The organism is Pseudomonas sp., from assembly GCF_030150285.1.
Lineage (GTDB): Bacteria > Pseudomonadota > Gammaproteobacteria > Pseudomonadales > Pseudomonadaceae > Aquipseudomonas.
Genome location: NZ_JASLGE010000027.1, coordinates 59,052 through 76,434 on the forward strand (window position 1 = coordinate 59,052; position 17,383 = coordinate 76,434).

A 17,383-nucleotide genomic window follows, 5' to 3' on the forward strand; every position below is an offset into this window, starting at 1 on the left:
CTCAGCATGCGGCAAGCCCACGCATCAGCCCCGCCATCACGCCCGTCAGAATCAGCCAAATAGGGTTGAGCTTGCTGAACATCACCACTAGTGCGCTGCCTAGAATGAGCGCAAGGCTTAAATAGTCTGGCCGCAGGCTGCGAATCAGGATGTAACTGGCGGCTAGAATCAGTCCGATGGACACAGGCAGCAGCGCTCGCCGGGTGAGTTGCACCCACGGTGTAGCCGTGTGTTTTTCCAGCCAGCCGGCTGCGAACCAGGTCAACGCGGAGCACGGTAATAGCTTGGCGATGAGGGCTACGAACGCGCCTGGAACTCCCGCGACCTGTTGACCTATAAAGACCAAAAACATGCCGTTAGGCCCCGGTAGTGCTTGGGACAGCGCAAAAAAAGCCACGAACTGCGTGTCGCTGACCCAGCGCATCTCAGTAACGACGTAGCGATGGATATCGCCTAAGGCGACGGTATTGCCACCGATAGCCATCAACGACCATAGCGCGCATTGAAGCATCAGGTGAAACAGCACTGTTTGCATGCGTCCCCTTATGCTTTTTGTTCAACAAAACGAAGCATGACCGAAGCGCTGATACTGACCAGTAATACATACCCTAGCGGCAACGCCAGGAGACCCATGAGAACGAAGGTCAACACAAAAGCGCTGGCATTCACGACCGTGCGCGGCATTGCTGCCAGTAAGCGTAATGCCGCGCCCAACATCAGGCCGGTAGCAATGGGCATCACGATGCCAAAAACGTGTTGGACCATTGGGTGCTGCCACCCAGTGGCATAAGCAAACCCTGCTAAAACAGTGATGAGGGTAGGGAACAAGTACAACCCCGAGACAGCAAGGCATGCGCCTGCGAACCCTTGCTGTTTGCGCGCATAAATAATCGCCACGTTGCACACATTGGGCCCTGGAAAAAACTGTCCCACGGCGAGCAGTTCATTAAAGGCCTGCTCACTGACCCAGTGTCGACGATCCACCATCATGCTCCGAGCCCACGGCAATACCCCGCCAAAACCGAGCAACCCTACCCACGCGAAGTTGTAAAAAATAGCCCACCGGGTTGGCTGGCAGAAAGGAGGGTTGCTCATGGGTGATTACCAGCTGGTAGCGGCTGATGGTTAAGTCGATTAGCTCTTGCCAAACTTGCTTGGAATGACTCGATTTCCGGGATAACTGCCCACCCCTGATATCCTCCGCGCAAGGTACCAGCCTCTATAGATCCGTAAGCTGGCCCAAGGTCTACGGGCAAGGGCCGGCTACATGCGGTGGCAAACCATTGGCGCAATAAGTGTCTTTGCTGATCAGGGGTATCCCCATCTTGAAATTGAGTACGTGCGTGACAGACAACATGGTTGTTCAGGAACTGTAGATCGCCCGGCTTTAGATCAATTTCTATATAGGATTCAGGCATGCATGCTTTTTCGTGAAATTTTTCAAGAGCCTGCAACGCAGAGGGTGAAAGCCTTGGCGCGTCAATCAAATTCTGGCTCGCCAATATGCGTTTACGGTAGAAGCGGCAAGTAAAGGCTCCTTGTGAATGAGCGAACACAGGACACATGAAAAAACCGGATGATAATGGGGTGGCGCTAACATTCAGAAAAGGCAGAGATGTGCTGAGGATTTCAATCGCACTCGGGCAGTGAGTTGCGAGCCAGTGATAGATATTTAAGCTGCTTGCGACTTTAGAACACCCTCCTTTGGCTGCTTTAGATAGGCACAATAGTGTGACTAAATCGCAAGAATCGACATGGAATTCCATTTCGCAGTTATTTCTATGATCCCGCATTGGTTGTGATTGCTGTTGTTTCTTGTCTAGCACATCGACCAATAACTCTCCTTTCTGGTTCTGCGCAAGTGGTACACCTAAATGTAAGCCAATCCCCCATCCTAACCAGCGGGCTTGCCGTTTTGTCTTGTTGTGTACTGGAAGTCCCCGGAGCAGAAATACGCCACTGTGGAACTCGCACTCTGTAAGTGCTCGTTTCAGAATCTTGTCTAAATATGGCAAGGGGAAGTCATCTGGATGGCATTGCAGAGGTGGCTTGTGGAGGCTCATCAAGTAATTTAGTGCGTCTTCCACTTCATTGATTTCGATGGGGCCGAGTTCGTAGCACCAAGATGTTTTGGCCTGCATGAGGCTGTCACGTACCCAAGTAGAGTTTCTGTGTGAGGGGAATTCGCTCATGGGTAATCTCCGGGGTCGATCCTATGGGCTTTGGGTCCGTTGCAGATTTTGGGGGAACAGTCAGGTTTAATTTTTTGATTTGGGAGGCGCAATGCGAGCACTCCTATGCTCTCGGAGGACTTTTCTGATGATCGAGAGGGAGATTTCTTTATTGAGTCGACGATCGCCGCATTGCCCTTTAAGTTCGCAGCCCTGACCCTTATCTCGTAACAGAGTGAAACAGTCGCGCTATCGGTATTTGAGGGGCATATCCATGTATCACGGTGAAAAGCTCAATGCCTGGACCCACTTGGTGGGGGCAGTGGCAGCGGCGGTGGGCAGTGTGTGGCTGTTGGTGATGGCGTGCCTGGATGGCAGCCCGCAAAAGATCGTGAGTGTGGCGATTTATGGCGTCACGCTGGTGGTGCTGTACAGCGTGTCGACGGTGTACCACAGCGTGCGCGGGCGGGCGAAACCGATCATGCAGAAGGTCGATCATCTGTCGATTTATCTGTTGATTGCCGGCAGTTACACACCGTTTTGCCTGGTGACGCTGCACGGGCCGTGGGGTTGGTCGTTGTTCGGCATCGTGTGGGGCATGGCGGTGGTGGGCATGCTGCAAGAGATCAAACCGCGCTCCGAAGCCCGTATTTTGTCGATTGTGATTTACGCGGTGATGGGCTGGATTGTGCTGGTCGCGGTCAAGCCGTTACTGGCAGCGCTGGGCACCGCCGGGTTTATCTGGCTGGCAGCGGGCGGCGTGATGTACACCGTGGGGATTATCTTTTTTGCCCTTGACCATCGTCTGCGCCATGCCCACGGCATTTGGCATCTGTTTGTGATCGCCGGCAGCCTGCTGCATTTTGTGGCCATCGCGCATTATGTGATTTAAAGCGTCCGGCTCATGCGCCGCTACCGGCGGCGTTGAACCGGGTGCAATCAGGTGATTCGCCAGGCCTTGGCCATCTCTACGGTGGTGGCGTTGGTGAACGCCGTCCAGGGTTTCTGGCGCGCCACGTAGTGAGTGGCGATGTCATCCAGCGAGCGATTGAAGTCGTCGGCCGATTGAGCGTTGGCCAGGTCGCTTTCGGCGCGCCGTAACAGGGCCACATTGCTATCCGGTTGCCCTGGGCGGAATAACGAGGGGTAGATGACTTCGCGCGTGAAGTTCTCGGCAATCACCGCGATATCACGTTTTGTCATCTGTTCGACGGCGCTGGTCAAGACCTTCGAGACCGCGGTGGGTGCCTTGCTCATGGCTTGCAGCAGCTGTTGGTAATTGGGTTGATTGGGGTTATTGAGCTGTCGGCCCAGCCACTCGACCTCCTGAGGGCGCGTAGCGAGCGCGTCGAGATTGCGCAGCGCAGCGCCCAACTGAGGGGTCAACTTCAAGGCGGGGGCTGAATTGGCAGCGGTGATGGCGTTGTCCAGAGCCTGCAAGGCTTGCCGGGCCTCTTCGCGAAACCGCAGCGCGCCGGTGCTGGCTGAGTCCTTTTGCAGTGAGGGGGTCACACTGGCGATCATCTCGTCATCCATGGCCAGCACGGCGTCGTCTATCGAATCAAATTGATGGTGTTCACGCACCGCACTTCGGGTGCGCAGGTGCTCATTGACCACCTGCTGAGCTTGGGCTTGCAGGTGGTTCTTGATGTCCATGGGCATGGTGAAGTTGACTGTGCCGTTCATCTTGCTGCGAAAATCCCCCTGCTCTGTTTTCAAGGGTAGCGTGACGGTTTGTTCGCTCAATGCATTGAGTTTTGCGTGGGTGAGTTCGTGGCTAGCCGTGTGTGGCACACCAGTAAAACGGTCGACCAGCGCGCTGCCAAACGTTCCGCGATCAACGGGCTTTTTGGGCGGCTCGGATTCAAATTTGACAATCAGTTGTTCGGATGTGCCCAAGGCATGCGGATTGAATGGACGCTCGTACAGTGCCGAGACTGGGGTGTTGAGCAGCAAACCGCCATCCTGAAAGGCCGTTTTCTCGGCGTGCTGCTGATACGCCATGCCCTCTTCTACAGGTGGTTGAAACAGGAGCGGCAGTGCGCCAGAAATATGCGCTGCGCGTGCGATATCCATCTCAGGCGTCAGGCTGGCGTTGAAAACCACCAGCTGCGCACGGCCGTCGAACATGCCGGTGCCCGTGATATTGAGCTGCTTGATCGCCGGGAGCTGCTGGCTGAGCACGTCCAGGTCGCGAAAGGTGGCCGGGCGGCCATTGCTTAAATCGTCAGCAATGTTCATGACCTCGGCCGAACGTTTCTCTCTGGGCATGTCAGCGATATGCGCCAGGATCGATTGACGTGATTCCTTTCGCAGCAGCTCCTCCAGAGGCTCTGCCTTGGTTTGCAAACGTGGCAGCAGCGTCAGTAGCAGTTGTGAGACGTTACCGACTTTTCCCGGAATTTTACCGACGACTTCCCCCGCCGCGGTGCTGGCATTTTGTAACCATGCACCGATGGTGTTTTTGCTGTTCAGCAATTCGGGGAGCTTGATGCCATCAGACAGCGTGTCAAACTTTTTGGCGCTCATACCGCTGGCGATCAGCACGGCGGATATCCCGCCAGCGGAAGAGCCAGAGACGACCTCAAGCCCGTCTAGCAGCGTGTTCTGCTCCAGCGCGTGGACTAAACCAGGGAACGCAATGCCTTTGGCTCCGCCGCCACTCAACACCAGTTGGGTGACGGGCGGGCGCGACAATTCAACCTCTACCGTTCCATTGCTGTGACGGCTAAGGGTTAACTTGCGCGCACCGACACCTTCGACCAGCGGTGCTGTGGCGCATTGGGATGTTGACGTGCCAGCCTGTGCCGTGTGCACGGCCGGTGGCGTAACGGTGGTTAACGCAGGGGCAGATACTTTCATGGGGTGGGCTCTCTGTGCACGGGGGTATTCCCCGAAAGAGAGCGCAGCCTAGGGAAAGGGGGCGGCCCGTGTCTGCGGACGGAACGATGCTGAAAAACAAATCAGGGCCCGCTTTTTTACCGCCGATAAAAAACCTGAAAGGCCCTATTGATGAGCCTTTCAGGTGGTGTCTGACAGGATGGGAAGACCCACTGATTGAGAGTCTTACGCCGCTCGCTGTCATGGCTTACCGTGGCCTGTCAGTTTTCGATGCGGGTGTCATCCTGAAACTGATCTTTGACGTATTTGATCTCGCTACGTCCGTGCGCAGCGGGCAGGCCGTCTTCGCCCAGGTTGACGAAGACCATTTTGTCGACGGTCAGGATGCTCTTGCGGGTAATTTTGTTGCGCACTTCGCAGGTCAGGGTGATCGAGGTGCGGCCGAATTCAGTGGCGGTGATGCCCAACTCGATAATGTCGCCCTGGCGCGAGGCGCTGACAAAGTTGATTTCGGAGATGTACTTGGTCACGACGCGCTGGTTGCCCAGTTGAACGATCGCGTAAATCGCGGCTTCTTCGTCGATCCAGCGCAGCAGGCTGCCACCAAACAGGGTGCCGTTAGGGTTTAGGTCTTCGGGTTTTACCCATTTGCGGGTGTGAAAATTCATATTCTCTCCTGACCGTTTTGCCTTAGATGCCGGCCATGATGGCAGACCATGGCAGTCAGCTCTATTAAGCTTCGACTATGGTCGCGATTAAGCAAATGAAAAAGGCTTGGATAAACCCTTGGGAACCCAGGCGCGGATCGCTATAATCTCACCCGCTTCAAAACGGTCATTTTCACCCAGTACCGTTCCCGCCACCTGTCCGAGGGGCGCTGCAGCAGGTATTACCTGTCAGGCTCGGATGGGGCGTTGTTTGATCAGGGCTCCCTGTTCAGGCACTAAACGCACAACGGCGCCCATTCGCGATTAAACGAATGGAGGCTCTTGATGAGCGCTGTAAACACGCCTGCAGGTTTTACCGACTACAAAGTCGCTGATATGTCCCTCGCCCCATGGGGCCGTCGCGAAACCTTTATCGCTGAATCCGAAATGCCAGCGTTGATGGGGCTGCGCCGCCGTTATGCCGCAGAACAACCGCTCAAGGGCGCGAAGATTCTGGGTTGCATCCACATGACCATCCAGACTGCCGTATTGATCGAAACCCTGGTTGCCCTGGGTGCCGAAGTGCGTTGGTCGTCGTGCAACATCTTCTCGACTCAAGACCAGGCCGCTGCCGCTATCGCTGCTGCCGGTATCCCGGTATTTGCCTGGAAAGGCGAGACCGAAGAAGAGTACGAGTGGTGCCTGGAGCAAACCATCCTGAAGGACGGCGCGCCTTGGGATGCCAACATGATCCTGGACGACGGCGGCGACCTGACCGAGCTGCTGCACAAGAAATACCCGGACATGCTGAAAAAGATCCACGGCGTGACCGAAGAAACCACCACCGGCGTACACCGTCTGTTGGACATGCTGGCCAAAGGCGAGCTGATGATCCCGGCGATCAACGTGAACGACTCGGTGACCAAAAGCAAAAACGACAACAAGTACGGCTGCCGTCATAGCCTGAACGATGCGATCAAGCGCGGTACTGACCACCTGCTGTCCGGCAAGCAAGCGCTGGTGATCGGCTACGGTGACGTGGGCAAGGGCTCGGCTCAGTCCCTGCGTCAGGAAGGCATGATCGTTAAAGTGTCCGAAGTTGACCCGATCTGCGCCATGCAAGCGTGCATGGACGGCTTTGAAGTGGTTTCGCCGTTCATCAACGGTCAGAACGACGGCACTGCCGCCAGCATCGACGCTGCGCTGCTGGGCAAGATCGACCTGATCGTAACCACCACCGGCAACGTCAATGTGTGCGACAAACACATGCTGGCTGCGCTGAAAAAACGCGCAGTGGTGTGCAACATCGGTCACTTTGACAACGAAATCGACACGGCTTTCATGCGCAAAAACTGGGCATGGGAAGAAGTGAAGCCGCAAGTGCACAAAGTACACCGTACCGGTGCTGGCGAGTTCGACCCACAGAACGATGACTACCTGATCCTGCTGGCCGAAGGTCGTCTGGTTAACCTGGGCAACGCCACCGGTCACCCAAGCCGCATCATGGACGGCTCGTTCGCCAACCAGGTACTGGCCCAGATCTTCCTGTTCGCCCAGAAGTACGCTGACCTGCCTGCTGAACTGCAAGCTGAGCGTCTGACCGTAGAAGTGCTGCCCAAGAAGCTGGACGAAGAAGTGGCCCTGGAAATGGTCCGTGGTTTCGGCGGTGTGGTCACTCAACTGACCCAGCAACAGGCTGACTACATCGGCGTGACCGTTGAAGGTCCGTTCAAGCCTGAAGCGTATCGTTACTGACGGTAGCTGAAAGCTCTAAGCTTCAAGCGGCAAGTAAGAGCAATTTGTTTGCTTGCGGTTTGAGTCTTGGAGCTGGCTTCTTTTTTTTACTTTTGCAGCTTTGAGCTTCGAGCTTTGAGCGCGAGAATTTGGCGCACCGCCCTCTTGTCGCTTGATGCTTGCAGCTTGTAGCTGGGAGCATTCCCAATGCCTACCGACCGTCGTTTCAGCTTCGAGTTCTTCCCGACCAAGACCGATGCTGGGCATGAAAAACTGATGACCACGGCCCGCCAACTGGCGGCCTATAACCCCGATTTTTTCTCCTGCACCTACGGTGCCGGTGGCTCGACCCGTGACCGCACGATCAACACCGTGCTGCAACTGGAGAGCGAAGCCAAGATCCCCGCGGCACCCCACCTGTCGTGTGTAGGCGACAGCAAGGAAGACCTGCGTGGTCTGTTGACGCAATACAAAACGGCTGGCATCAAGCGCATTGTGGCGCTGCGGGGCGACTTGCCGTCCGGTATGGGCATGGCCAGCGGTGAACTTCGTTACGCCAATGATCTGGTGAGCTTCATTCGTGAAGAAACCGGTGACCACTTTCATATCGACGTGGCGGCTTACCCGGAGATGCATCCGCAAGCCCGTAACTTCGAAGACGATATCGCCAATTTCGTGCGCAAAGCTCAGGCCGGCGCGGACAGTGCCATCACCCAGTATTTCTTTAATGCCGACAGCTACTTCCGTTTTGTCGAGCGCGTAGAAGCTGCGGGTGTCACGACGCCCATCGTGCCGGGCATCATGCCCATCACCAACTACAGCAAGCTGGCGCGTTTCTCTGACGCCTGTGGTGCCGAAATCCCGCGCTGGATCCGCAAGCAGCTCGAAGCCTATGGCGACGACGTGCAGAGCATTCAAGCGTTTGGCGAGCAGGTGATTAGCGAGATGTGCGAACGCCTGCTGGAGGGTGGCGCACCGGGGCTGCACTTTTACACCTTGAACCAGTCTGAGCCGAGCCTGGCGATCTGGAACAACCTGAAGCTGTCGCAGTAAAACCGTGTAGCCGCTGTCGCAGCCTGCGCAGCGGCCCCGGTGTTGATGCACAGAGCGAAAGCCCTTCGGTTCTTATCGCCGCCAGCGCCGGCGGCGACAGGTTTTCGGCGTGTGTGCCGTACGGCGTTACAAAGCCGTTGAGCAGCATGAAATCGGCGCGCCGTGTTAGCTCTGTTATACTCCGGGTTTCCGCTAGGCTTACGCCCGGCCGCTCGTCCTTGTACACGTCATTCAACCTCCGTTACGGCGCAGCTTTGAGCCAGCGCGAGCGGCCTGAATGGGGCTTCAGGACTGGAGCAGGACCGGACGGGATTGCGTCACCTTAAACGCGATTCACGCCAGGCAAGACTATCCCTTTGGGCCAAGCCCTAACTAAAACAGGATTTCTCATGTCCTTTGCTTCCCTCGGTCTCTCCGAGGCTTTAGTCCGCGCTATTGAAGCGGCGGGCTACACCGAGCCTACTCCGGTGCAACAGCGGGCCATTCCCGCCGTGTTGCAAGGTCGCGATTTGATGGTTGCGGCTCAGACAGGTACTGGTAAAACCGGCGGCTTCGCGCTTCCGATCCTGGAAAAGCTGTTTCCCAATGGCCATCCGGACAAATCCCAGCGCCACGGCCCACGCCAACCTCGCGTGCTGGTGCTGACACCAACCCGCGAACTTGCTGCTCAGGTGCACGAGAGCTTCAAGCTCTATGCCCGTGACTTGAAGTTTGTCAGTGCCTGCATTTTCGGCGGCGTTGGCATGAACCCACAGGTTCAGGCCATGTCCCGTGGTGTCGACGTCTTGGTTGCGTGCCCGGGTCGTTTGCTCGACCTCGCCGGCCAGGGCAGCGTTGACCTGTCCCACGTTGAAATTCTGGTGCTGGATGAAGCGGACCGCATGCTCGACATGGGCTTTGTCCATGACGTGAAAAAAGTGTTGGCTCGCTTGCCTGCCAAGCGTCAGAACCTGCTGTTTTCGGCGACGTTCTCCAAGGACATCACCGACCTGGCCGGCAAGCTGCTGCGTAACCCGGAGCGCATCGAAGTCACGCCACCGAACACCACGGTCGAGCGTATCGAACAGCGTGTATTCCGCTTGCCCGCCAGCCACAAGCGCGCGTTGCTGGCTCACTTGATTACCGCAGGGGCCTGGGAGCAAGTGCTGGTGTTCACCCGCACCAAGCACGGTGCCAACCGGTTGGCCGAGTACCTGGACAAGCACGGCCTCAGCGCTGTGGCCATCCACGGTAACAAGAGCCAGAACGCGCGGACCAAAGCCCTGGCGGATTTCAAAGCCGGCACGGTGCGCATTCTGGTGGCTACCGACATCGCCGCACGCGGTCTGGACATCGACCAACTGCCGCACGTGGTCAACTTCGAGCTGCCAAACGTCGATGAAGATTACGTTCACCGTATCGGCCGTACTGGCCGTGCCGGTCGTTCGGGCGAAGCGATTTCGCTGGTCGCTCCCGACGAAGAAAAACTGCTGAAAAGCATCGAGCGCATGACTCGTCAGAAAATCGCTGATGGCGACCTGATGGGGTTTGACGCCAGCACCGTTGAAGCCGAGAAGCCGGAAGTGCGCGAGCGGCCCGATGTGCGCAACCCGCGCAACTCGCCGCGTGGCCCGCGTGGCGACGGCCCGGGCAATGGTGGTGGTGGCGGTCGTAAAGACAAAGGCAAGGACAAAGGCAAAGAAAAGCCGGCGTCAGCGCGTGGTGAGCGTCCGGCCCGCGAGCAAAAACCTCGCGAAGCCCAGCCTGCCCGTGAGCAGCGTCAGCCAACGCCGCGTTCGGATGCCAACCGTGCGCCGGATGAATTCCGCGATGACGATGTGGATAACTTTGGTAACCGCGCCGATTACGTCAGCCCGTACCAGAACAAAAACAACCAGAGCCGTGGCCGCCGTCCGGGTGCTCCGGCACAAGGTTCCAGCGTGAGTTCAGGGGCACCGGCCCGTAGCGGCGGGCGTCAAAATACCCCGCGCACAGGCGGTGCCAGCACGGGCACTCCGCCTGCCAAGCGCAATGGCCCTCGCAGCGGTTCGCCACGTGACGGCCAGGCCCGTCGCCGTGATGATCGCCAAGAGCCTGCGGTTGTCAGCCCGCGCGAGAATCAGCCGAAGATCATGCACAAAGAGTCCAAGACGGATCGCGTCCTGACTCCAGAGCAGTTGGATCAGTTGCCGAACCGCCCTCGGGGTGAGAAACCGGCCTTGCTGACCCGCAACCGCTGAGTTAAGCCCTGCCTGAAAACGCCCTGCCTCTTATGACGCAGGGCGTTTTTTATGGAAGATCAAAAGATCGCGAGCAAGCTCGCCTCTACGGATGGCAGCGTTTGTGGGAACGAGCTTGCTCGTGATCTTTTGATCTGGCTTTTGATCTAAAGGGCCCTCAGTTCTTTGCGCGACAGCGCGACACCGAAGACGGGGCGGCCCCTCCTACGGGCGTGATGGGCATGCGCGCATAAAAAAATGCCCAGGCTGGTGAGCCGGGGCATTTTTTATACGCCGCGTAAACGTGTGTTTACTTGGTTTTCACGCCTTCCAGCGAGATGTTCAGCACCAGGGTCTGAGAGCTAGGGCCCGGGCCTTTGATACCGAAGTCGTTCAGGTTCAGCGTGGTGGTGGCGTCGAAACCGGCACGCTCTTTACCCCACGGGTCATTGCCTTCGCCGTTGAACGTTGCTTTGAACGTCACTGGCTTGGTCACGCCGTGCAACGTCAGGTCGCCGGTGACATCAGCGGTGTCTTTGCCCGTAGGTTTAACGGAGGTAGAGACGAACTTCGCTTCCGGGTACTTGCTCACGTCCAGGAAGTCTTTGCTGGCAATGTGCTTGTCACGTTCTGCGTGGTTGGAGAACAGGCTGGCGGTTTTCAGCGTGACGTCGATTTTGCTGTCTTCAGGCTTGGCAGCGTCCCACGAGAACGTGCCGTCCCAGTCCCGGAACGTGCCGTGAATGAAGCTGTAGCCAAGGTGGCTGATTTTCCAGTCGATGAAGGCGTGTTGGCCTTCTTTGTCGATCTTGTAATCAGCGGCCATGGCTTGACCAGCGGTCAACAGTGCAGCACCGATAGCCAAAGCGGCGAGGGTCTTTTTCAACATGCGTTCTATTCCTTGTGAGTTGAGGTTGAGCATCACGCTTTGCGCCCCAGCATACGAGTCAGGGTGGCATCACGGTCGATAAAGTGGTGTTTAAAGGCAGCCAGACCATGCAACGTCGCGAAAATCACCACGGTCCAGGCCAGCCACAGGTGCACAACGCCAGCAACATCAGCCTGATCGGGCAAGCTGGATATCAGTGCTGGCACTTCAAACAGCCCAAAGACAGGAATACCAACGCCTTCGGCTGTAGAGATCAAATACCCCGCGATCATCAGGGCGAACAAGCTGAGGTACAAAAACGCGTGCCCAAATTTGGCACCGATTCGCGTGGCACGGCTATAACTGTCAAGCGCCGGCGGTGCCGGGCTGATCCAGCGCCACACAACCCGCACGATCATCACTGCCAACAGCGTAAGGCCAATGCTTTTGTGCAGGTCTGGGGCATCTTTGCGCCAAGGGTCGTAATAGTCGAGACCGACCATCCACAAGCCCAATGCGAACAACCCAAACACCGCCAGTGCCACCGACCAGTGCAGGAATATGCTCACGGCACCATAGCGAGAAGAAGAGTTACGTAGTTGCATTGCCGACATCCTGTGGGAACGTGGGACTAAGACTAGCGCTTTACCTATCGAATGAAAGCGCATTTTTTCGCTGCAAGGTATCGATAAATACGATCTGTAGCCTGAGATGACCTTATTAAGAAAACATTAACGCGTGTTAATGACAGGTTGCGCCTGACGCTCGTTCTCCACACACGGCCCGTAACCGCTTGTTACGCGCCCGCGCATTGCATAGGCTTGCGCCCTTGTTTACCCGCACACGCCGGGAGCCAGCGCCAGGAGAGTGGAAATGGGCCTGAATAATCAATGGATGCAGCGCGACCTTGCCGTGTTATGGCACCCCTGCACCCAAATGAAAGATCACGAGCAACTGCCGCTGATTCCCATCAAGCGCGGTGAAGGCGTGTGGTTGGAGGACTTCGAAGGTAAGCGCTACCTGGATGCGGTGAGCTCTTGGTGGGTGAATGTGTTTGGGCATGCCAACCCGCGTATTAACCAGCGCATCAAGGATCAGGTGGATCAACTGGAGCATGTGATCCTCGCCGGCTTCAGCCATCAGCCGGTGATCGAATTGTCCGAGCGCCTGGTGAACATGACGCCTGAAGGCCTGACGCGCTGTTTCTATGCCGACAACGGTTCGTCGTGCATCGAAGTGGCACTGAAAATGAGCTTTCACTATTGGCTCAATCGCGGCCAGGCCGCGAAAAAACGCTTTGTCACCCTGACCAACAGCTACCACGGCGAAACCATGGCCGCGATGTCGGTAGGGGATGTGCCGCTGTTCACCGAGACCTACAAAGCCTTGCTGCTCGACACGATCAAAGTGCCAAGCCCCGACTGCTACCTGCGCCCTGAAGGCGTGAGCTGGGAAGCGCATTCGCGCACGATGTTTGTGGCCATGGAGCAGACGCTGGCCGAACATCACGACAGCGTCGCGGCAGTCATCGTCGAACCGCTGATTCAGGGTGCCGGCGGCATGCGCATGTACCACCCGGTGTACCTCACGCTGCTGCGCGAAGCCTGCGACCGATACGGTGTGCATTTGATCCTCGATGAAATCGCGGTGGGTTTTGGTCGCACCGGGACGATGTTTGCCTGTGAGCAGGCCGGTATTACGCCGGACTTTCTGTGCCTGTCAAAGGCGCTGACCGGCGGTTACCTGCCGTTGGCGGCTTGCGTCACCACCGACGAGGTGTACAGCGCGTTCTACGACGACTACCCGACCTTGCGTGCCTTCTTGCATTCACACAGCTATACGGGCAACCCGTTGGCCTGTGCTGCCGCCTTGGCCACGCTGGATATTTTCGAAGAAGACAACGTCATCGAGCACAACAAGGCCCTGGCCCAACGCATGGCCAGCGCGACGGCGCATTTGGCCGATCACCCGCACGTGGCTGAAGTACGTCAGACGGGGATGGTGCTGGCGATAGAAATGGTTCAGGACAAAGCCAGCAAAACGGCTTACCCGTGGCAGGAACGACGCGGTCTGAAAGTATTCCAGCACGCGCTGGAGCGGGGTGCGTTGTTGCGCCCGCTGGGCAGTGTGGTGTATTTCTTGCCGCCTTACGTGATTACCCCCGAGCAGATCGACTTCCTGGCTGAAGTAGCCAGCGAAGGGATCGATATCGCGACGCGTACGGATGTCAGCGTGGCCGTGCCTGCGAGCTTTCATCCAGACTTTCGCGATCCGGGTTAATTTTAATCCTCTGTCGGTGCGAGCAAGCCCGCGGCGACAGGGGCTTTTTCAGAGAGTTTAAATGAGACTGTCCCGTTTCTTTATCGATGCGCCCTTGAGCCTTGGTGAGCATGAGCTGCCTGAAGCCCAGGCGCATTACATTGGCCGCGTGCTGCGCATGGCCGAGGGCGATGCCCTGCAAGTGTTCGACGGCTCGGGTCAGGAGTTTCTGGGGCGTTTGCTGGAAGTCGGTAAAAAGCGTGTGCGAGTGCTAATCGATGAAACGTTCGTCGGGCAAGTGGAGTCGCCATTAGCCATTCACTTGGGCCAGGGTTTGTCCCGGGGTGAGCGCATGGACTGGGCGATTCAAAAGGCCACCGAACTGGGTGTCACCGAAATCACGCCGCTCATGAGCGAGCGCTGCGAAGTGCGGCTCAAGGATGAGCGGGCCGACAAGCGCCTGGCGCATTGGCGGCAAGTGGCGATCAGCGCCTGTGAGCAGTGCGGCCGTTCGCGGGTACCGGTGATTCACCCGCCCGTGCTGCTGAGCGACTGGATCAAAGCCACCGAAGCCGATCTCAAGTTGGTACTGCACCCGGTGGCCGAGCCCCTGATTAGCCATGCCAAGCCGGCGCGTCTGGCCTTTTTGATCGGCCCCGAAGGCGGCCTGACTGACCGCGAAGTTGAACACGCCCAAGCGGCAGGCTTCCAACCGGCTCGGCTTGGCCCGCGTGTGCTGCGCACCGAAACGGCCCCAGTGGTCGCATTGGCCGTGGCTCAGCAACTGTGGGGCGATTTCTAACCCAGGTCCCTTTGGGACTTCTACACAGGCATGTAGGCCGCTACACCATCGCGGCAAAACGTGTGCGGAACTGCTGCGGCGACACGCCCAAGCGCCGCACAAACACGGTCCGCAGGTGGTGCGCATCGCGAAAACCGCATGCATACGCCACGGTCTTGAGCGCCAGCGCCGGGTTTTCCAGTAAGGCGCGGGCGGCGTCCACCCGTGCCCCTTCTACAAATTGCGCCGGTGTGATACCGGTGTCACGAGCAAACACTCGGGAGAAGTTACGTGGGCTCATGTTGGCCGCGTGCGCCAGTTCGCCGATGGTTAGGTCAGCGCGCAGGTTGGCCTGTACCAGCCGTTGCACCGCCGCCACCGGCGAATCGTCAGGGGTGACGGGTGTCAAAAACGGACTGAATTGAGACTGCCCGCCCGAGCGCTGGGTGACCACCACCAGCCGCTTGGCCACCTTCAGGGCGACCTGCGGGCCGTGGTCCTGGCTCAGCACATAGAGCGCCAGGTCGATCCCGGCCGTGACCCCCGCCGAGGTATACAGATTGCCGTCCTGCACATACAAACGGTCGGCCTCCAACTGTGCACTCGGGCACAGGCGGGCGAGGGCGGCGACATCACTCCAGTGCGTGGTGACGTGCCGACCTTCCAGCAACCCGGCCCGGGCGAGCAGAAGCGCGCCATTGCAGATCGACCCGAAGCGCCGGGACTGACGGCATACGGTACGCAACCAAGCCGTAAACGCCGGGCCAAAATCCTGCTCGGGCAACAGGGGCCCGCCCGCGCACAGCACCAGGTCGTAACCGTGCCGTGCCTCGGAAAAATGCCGGTGAGCCTGAATCGAGAGCCCGTTCGAACAACTCAGCAAACCCGCTTCAAGCCCAATCACCTCCAGCGTATAACGCTCATCCGGGGGCAGGAAGGCATTGGCCTCGGCAAACACGTCCAGTGGGCCGGTGACATCCAGCGCCTGTACGCCGGGGAAAACAATTAACGCAACATGGAGGGTCATCAGGGGCCACCGTCAGAGAAGTAAGCGATGAAATACCCCACTCATTGGAGGTCGGCAAGCAGACTCGGGCCATTGGCCGTGACTGTCACCTGATTGGCACGAATCGCACCTTTATGTCGATTGTTGCCATCGGTGACGCGGCCCACACTGGGCCTGACGGTGCTGCTGCGGCACCGAATCGAGGAGTTCGCCATGAGTCAGACCATTGCAGGCATCGCCATCCCGGACAGTGCCTTGGCCAACGCAACGACAGAGTACATCCGCGATGTTGAAACCGATCTGCTGTATCATCACTCGCGGCGGGTGTTCTTGTTTGGTGCCCTGAGCGGTCAGCGCAAGCAATTGGCCTATAACCCTGAATTGCTTTACGTGGGGGCGATGTTCCACGACCTGGGTCTGATGGAAGGCCATCGCACGGACCTTGAGCGTTTTGAAGTGGACAGCGCCAACAGCGCCAAGGCCTTTATGAAGCCGTTCGGCCTGAGCGACGACGACATCGAGCAGGTCTGGCTGGCCATTGCGCTGCATACCACGCCGGGGGTACCGCAGCATTTGCGGCCGAACGTGGCATTGGTGACAGCGGGTGTTGAGATGGACGTGCTGGGGATTGATTACGCCGCCTTTCCAGCGGATCAGCGCGAGGCCGTGGTGCATGCGCACCCGCGCGGCGAAGGCTTCAAGGCGTGCATCCTCTGCGCGTTCGCCAACGGTTTTAAACACCGGCCTGAAACCACGTTCGGCACTGTCAACGCCGATGTGCTGGTGGACATCGATCCCACCTTCAAGCCCATGAACTTTGTCGACATCATCCGCCAGTCGCCGTGGGCGTCCTGATCCGGTTGGCTCTGTAGCCGCCGTTCGCAGGCGGCTACAGAGAGACCGTCAGGTTTACTCCACCGGGTCGCTCGTCGGCTTGGCGATGATCTGTTTCAGTTCGGCGGTCATAGGGAACTCCAGGTTCAGGCCATTCGGTGGAATAGGCTGCTCAAACCAGCGCTGGTAAACGGTGTTGATCTCACCTGACTGATACAGGTCCGCCAGCGCCTGGTTGACCACTGCGAGCAACTGCGGGTCATCTTTGCGCACCATGCAACTGTAGATTTCGCGGGATTGCTCGTTGCCGACCACGACCCACTTGTGCGGATCGCGGGCTTTGGCGCGTTCGCCATACAGCAGTGCGTCATCCATGTAAAAGGCCACCGCGCGGCCGGTTTCGAGCATCTTGAACGCTTCGCCGTGATCTTTGGCGCTGATCACGTTCATGTTCATTTTGTGGTCAGCGTTGTAGCTTTTCAGGAAACGCTCGTTGGTGGTGCCCGCCGTGGTCACGACGTTTTTGTCGCGCAGGTCGTCAAAGCCGTTGATCCCGCTGTCTTTCGCCGTCAGCAATTGGCCTTTGACGTAGATAAACCCGTACGAAAACGCTACCTGCTTTTGCCGTTCGGCCGTCACCCCTGTTGACCCGCATTCCAGGTCCACCGTGCCGTTTTGCACCAGCGGGATGCGGGTTTGCGAGGTCACCAGGTTGTACTTGACCTTCAGCGGCGTGCCGCCGGTTTGTTGTTGGATGCGCTCGACAATTTTGTTGGCCAGGTCCACCGAGTAGCCCATCGGCTTGCCACTGTTATCGCCCACATACGAGAAAGGCACCGAGGCATCGCGATAACCCAGGGTTATGGTCCCCGAATCCGCGACTTTTTTGAGGGTGCCTTGCAGCGACGCTTCGCTGGCGTGCAGTGAGTGGCTGAGCAAAAGGCCCAACGTGCAACTGATCAAGGTAAGTTTTTTCATCTTCTTATTCTCC

Annotated in this window: 16 protein-coding genes and 1 riboswitch; of the genes, 7 read left to right on the plus strand and 9 right to left on the minus strand. The window is 57.9% G+C overall.

Annotated features, from left to right (window positions below):
- Window position 1 precedes the first annotated feature (1 nt).
- The 3 genes from Q1W15_RS05195 to Q1W15_RS05205 are packed head-to-tail and all read right to left on the minus strand — an operon-like array spanning window position 2 to window position 2,192.
- Window positions 2-535: a chromate transporter gene (locus Q1W15_RS05195; RefSeq protein ID WP_300724726.1), complete on the minus strand. Its 534-nt coding sequence runs from the start codon at window positions 533-535 to the stop codon at window positions 2-4.
- Window positions 536-543: 8 nt separating this feature from the next.
- Window positions 544-1,095 (minus strand): chromate transporter, encoded by a 552-nt coding sequence (locus Q1W15_RS05200; RefSeq protein WP_300724728.1) that lies wholly within the window; start codon window positions 1,093-1,095, stop codon window positions 544-546.
- The gene (locus Q1W15_RS05205; RefSeq protein ID WP_300724730.1) at window positions 1,092-2,192 is read right to left on the minus strand and encodes a TauD/TfdA family dioxygenase; all 1,101 of its coding nucleotides are present in this window, start codon (window positions 2,190-2,192) and stop codon (window positions 1,092-1,094) included. The genes Q1W15_RS05200 and Q1W15_RS05205 overlap by 4 nt, the downstream gene beginning before the upstream one ends.
- A 253-nt stretch (window positions 2,193-2,445) precedes the next feature.
- Between Q1W15_RS05205 and Q1W15_RS05210 the strand changes: the two genes are divergently transcribed.
- Window positions 2,446-3,063, plus strand: a complete 618-nt coding sequence (locus Q1W15_RS05210; protein ID WP_300724731.1) for a hemolysin III family protein — start codon at window positions 2,446-2,448, stop codon at window positions 3,061-3,063.
- Window positions 3,064-3,110: 47 nt separating this feature from the next.
- Here Q1W15_RS05210 and Q1W15_RS05215 read toward each other — a convergent pair whose 3' ends face one another.
- Together Q1W15_RS05215 and Q1W15_RS05220 are read right to left on the minus strand one after the other, a co-directional pair.
- Window positions 3,111-5,033, minus strand: a complete 1,923-nt coding sequence (locus tag Q1W15_RS05215; protein WP_300724732.1) for a patatin-like phospholipase family protein — start codon at window positions 5,031-5,033, stop codon at window positions 3,111-3,113.
- A gap of 239 nt (window positions 5,034-5,272) precedes the next feature.
- On the minus strand, window positions 5,273-5,680 hold the full coding sequence (locus Q1W15_RS05220; protein WP_300724734.1) for a hotdog domain-containing protein: 408 nt from the start codon (window positions 5,678-5,680) through the stop codon (window positions 5,273-5,275).
- A 195-nt stretch (window positions 5,681-5,875) separates the two neighbouring features.
- Window positions 5,876-5,982, plus strand: a riboswitch (S-adenosyl-L-homocysteine riboswitch).
- 22 nt (window positions 5,983-6,004) lie between these two features.
- Between Q1W15_RS05220 and ahcY the strand changes: the two genes are divergently transcribed.
- From ahcY to Q1W15_RS05235, 3 genes are all read left to right on the plus strand, one after another.
- The gene (ahcY, locus tag Q1W15_RS05225; RefSeq protein WP_300724736.1) at window positions 6,005-7,414 is read left to right on the plus strand and encodes an adenosylhomocysteinase; all 1,410 of its coding nucleotides are present in this window, start codon (window positions 6,005-6,007) and stop codon (window positions 7,412-7,414) included.
- Window positions 7,415-7,600: 186 nt separating this feature from the next.
- The gene (gene metF, locus Q1W15_RS05230; protein WP_300724739.1) at window positions 7,601-8,446 is read left to right on the plus strand and encodes a methylenetetrahydrofolate reductase [NAD(P)H]; all 846 of its coding nucleotides are present in this window, start codon (window positions 7,601-7,603) and stop codon (window positions 8,444-8,446) included.
- Window positions 8,447-8,835: 389 nt separating this feature from the next.
- The gene (locus Q1W15_RS05235; protein ID WP_300724741.1) at window positions 8,836-10,665 is read left to right on the plus strand and encodes a DEAD/DEAH box helicase; all 1,830 of its coding nucleotides are present in this window, start codon (window positions 8,836-8,838) and stop codon (window positions 10,663-10,665) included.
- Window positions 10,666-10,954: 289 nt separating this feature from the next.
- Here the strand turns inward: Q1W15_RS05235 and Q1W15_RS05240 are convergent, their stop codons facing one another.
- Window positions 10,955-11,533 carry a YceI family protein gene (locus tag Q1W15_RS05240; protein WP_300724743.1) on the minus strand — a complete coding sequence of 193 codons (579 nt, stop codon included), beginning with the start codon at window positions 11,531-11,533 and terminating at the stop codon, window positions 10,955-10,957.
- Window positions 11,534-11,565: 32 nt separating this feature from the next.
- Window positions 11,566-12,117: a cytochrome b gene (locus Q1W15_RS05245; RefSeq protein WP_300724745.1), complete on the minus strand. Its 552-nt coding sequence runs from the start codon at window positions 12,115-12,117 to the stop codon at window positions 11,566-11,568.
- A gap of 268 nt (window positions 12,118-12,385) precedes the next feature.
- Here Q1W15_RS05245 and Q1W15_RS05250 point away from each other — a divergent pair, with 268 nt between their 5' ends.
- Window positions 12,386-13,792: an adenosylmethionine--8-amino-7-oxononanoate transaminase gene (locus Q1W15_RS05250; protein ID WP_300724747.1), complete on the plus strand. Its 1,407-nt coding sequence runs from the start codon at window positions 12,386-12,388 to the stop codon at window positions 13,790-13,792.
- 61 nt (window positions 13,793-13,853) lie between these two features.
- The gene (locus tag Q1W15_RS05255) at window positions 13,854-14,573 is read left to right on the plus strand and encodes a 16S rRNA (uracil(1498)-N(3))-methyltransferase (RefSeq protein ID WP_300724749.1); all 720 of its coding nucleotides are present in this window, start codon (window positions 13,854-13,856) and stop codon (window positions 14,571-14,573) included.
- 40 nt (window positions 14,574-14,613) lie between these two features.
- Here the strand turns inward: Q1W15_RS05255 and Q1W15_RS05260 are convergent, their stop codons facing one another.
- The gene (locus tag Q1W15_RS05260) at window positions 14,614-15,579 is read right to left on the minus strand and encodes a DJ-1/PfpI family protein (RefSeq protein WP_300724751.1); all 966 of its coding nucleotides are present in this window, start codon (window positions 15,577-15,579) and stop codon (window positions 14,614-14,616) included.
- A gap of 192 nt (window positions 15,580-15,771) precedes the next feature.
- On the opposite strand from Q1W15_RS05260, the gene Q1W15_RS05265 reads away from it, so the two are divergent.
- Entirely contained in the window at window positions 15,772-16,413 is a 642-nt protein-coding gene (locus tag Q1W15_RS05265) for an HD domain-containing protein (protein WP_300724753.1), read from the plus strand.
- A gap of 54 nt (window positions 16,414-16,467) precedes the next feature.
- Here the strand turns inward: Q1W15_RS05265 and Q1W15_RS05270 are convergent, their stop codons facing one another.
- Window positions 16,468-17,370, minus strand: coding sequence for a transporter substrate-binding domain-containing protein (locus Q1W15_RS05270; protein ID WP_300724755.1), 903 nt, complete (start codon window positions 17,368-17,370; stop codon window positions 16,468-16,470).
- Window positions 17,371-17,383: the final 13 nt, after the last annotated feature.

Excerpts from the sequence above, each read along its gene's own strand:
- Q1W15_RS05195 (WP_300724726.1), bottom strand. The coding sequence starts at position 535 with ATGCAAACAGTGCTGTTTCACCTGATGCTTCAATGCGCGCTATGGTCG.
- Q1W15_RS05200 (WP_300724728.1), bottom strand. The coding sequence starts at position 1,095 with ATGAGCAACCCTCCTTTCTGCCAGCCAACCCGGTGGGCTATTTTTTAC.
- Q1W15_RS05205 (WP_300724730.1), bottom strand. The coding sequence starts at position 2,192 with ATGAGCGAATTCCCCTCACACAGAAACTCTACTTGGGTACGTGACAGC.
- Q1W15_RS05210 (WP_300724731.1), top strand. The coding sequence starts at position 2,446 with ATGTATCACGGTGAAAAGCTCAATGCCTGGACCCACTTGGTGGGGGCA.
- Q1W15_RS05215 (WP_300724732.1), bottom strand. The coding sequence starts at position 5,033 with ATGAAAGTATCTGCCCCTGCGTTAACCACCGTTACGCCACCGGCCGTG.
- Q1W15_RS05220 (WP_300724734.1), bottom strand. The coding sequence starts at position 5,680 with ATGAATTTTCACACCCGCAAATGGGTAAAACCCGAAGACCTAAACCCT.
- ahcY (WP_300724736.1), top strand. The coding sequence starts at position 6,005 with ATGAGCGCTGTAAACACGCCTGCAGGTTTTACCGACTACAAAGTCGCT.
- metF (WP_300724739.1), top strand. The coding sequence starts at position 7,601 with ATGCCTACCGACCGTCGTTTCAGCTTCGAGTTCTTCCCGACCAAGACC.
- Q1W15_RS05235 (WP_300724741.1), top strand. The coding sequence starts at position 8,836 with ATGTCCTTTGCTTCCCTCGGTCTCTCCGAGGCTTTAGTCCGCGCTATT.
- Q1W15_RS05240 (WP_300724743.1), bottom strand. The coding sequence starts at position 11,533 with ATGTTGAAAAAGACCCTCGCCGCTTTGGCTATCGGTGCTGCACTGTTG.
- Q1W15_RS05245 (WP_300724745.1), bottom strand. The coding sequence starts at position 12,117 with ATGCAACTACGTAACTCTTCTTCTCGCTATGGTGCCGTGAGCATATTC.
- Q1W15_RS05250 (WP_300724747.1), top strand. The coding sequence starts at position 12,386 with ATGGGCCTGAATAATCAATGGATGCAGCGCGACCTTGCCGTGTTATGG.
- Q1W15_RS05255 (WP_300724749.1), top strand. The coding sequence starts at position 13,854 with ATGAGACTGTCCCGTTTCTTTATCGATGCGCCCTTGAGCCTTGGTGAG.
- Q1W15_RS05260 (WP_300724751.1), bottom strand. The coding sequence starts at position 15,579 with ATGACCCTCCATGTTGCGTTAATTGTTTTCCCCGGCGTACAGGCGCTG.
- Q1W15_RS05265 (WP_300724753.1), top strand. The coding sequence starts at position 15,772 with ATGAGTCAGACCATTGCAGGCATCGCCATCCCGGACAGTGCCTTGGCC.
- Q1W15_RS05270 (WP_300724755.1), bottom strand. The coding sequence starts at position 17,370 with ATGAAAAAACTTACCTTGATCAGTTGCACGTTGGGCCTTTTGCTCAGC.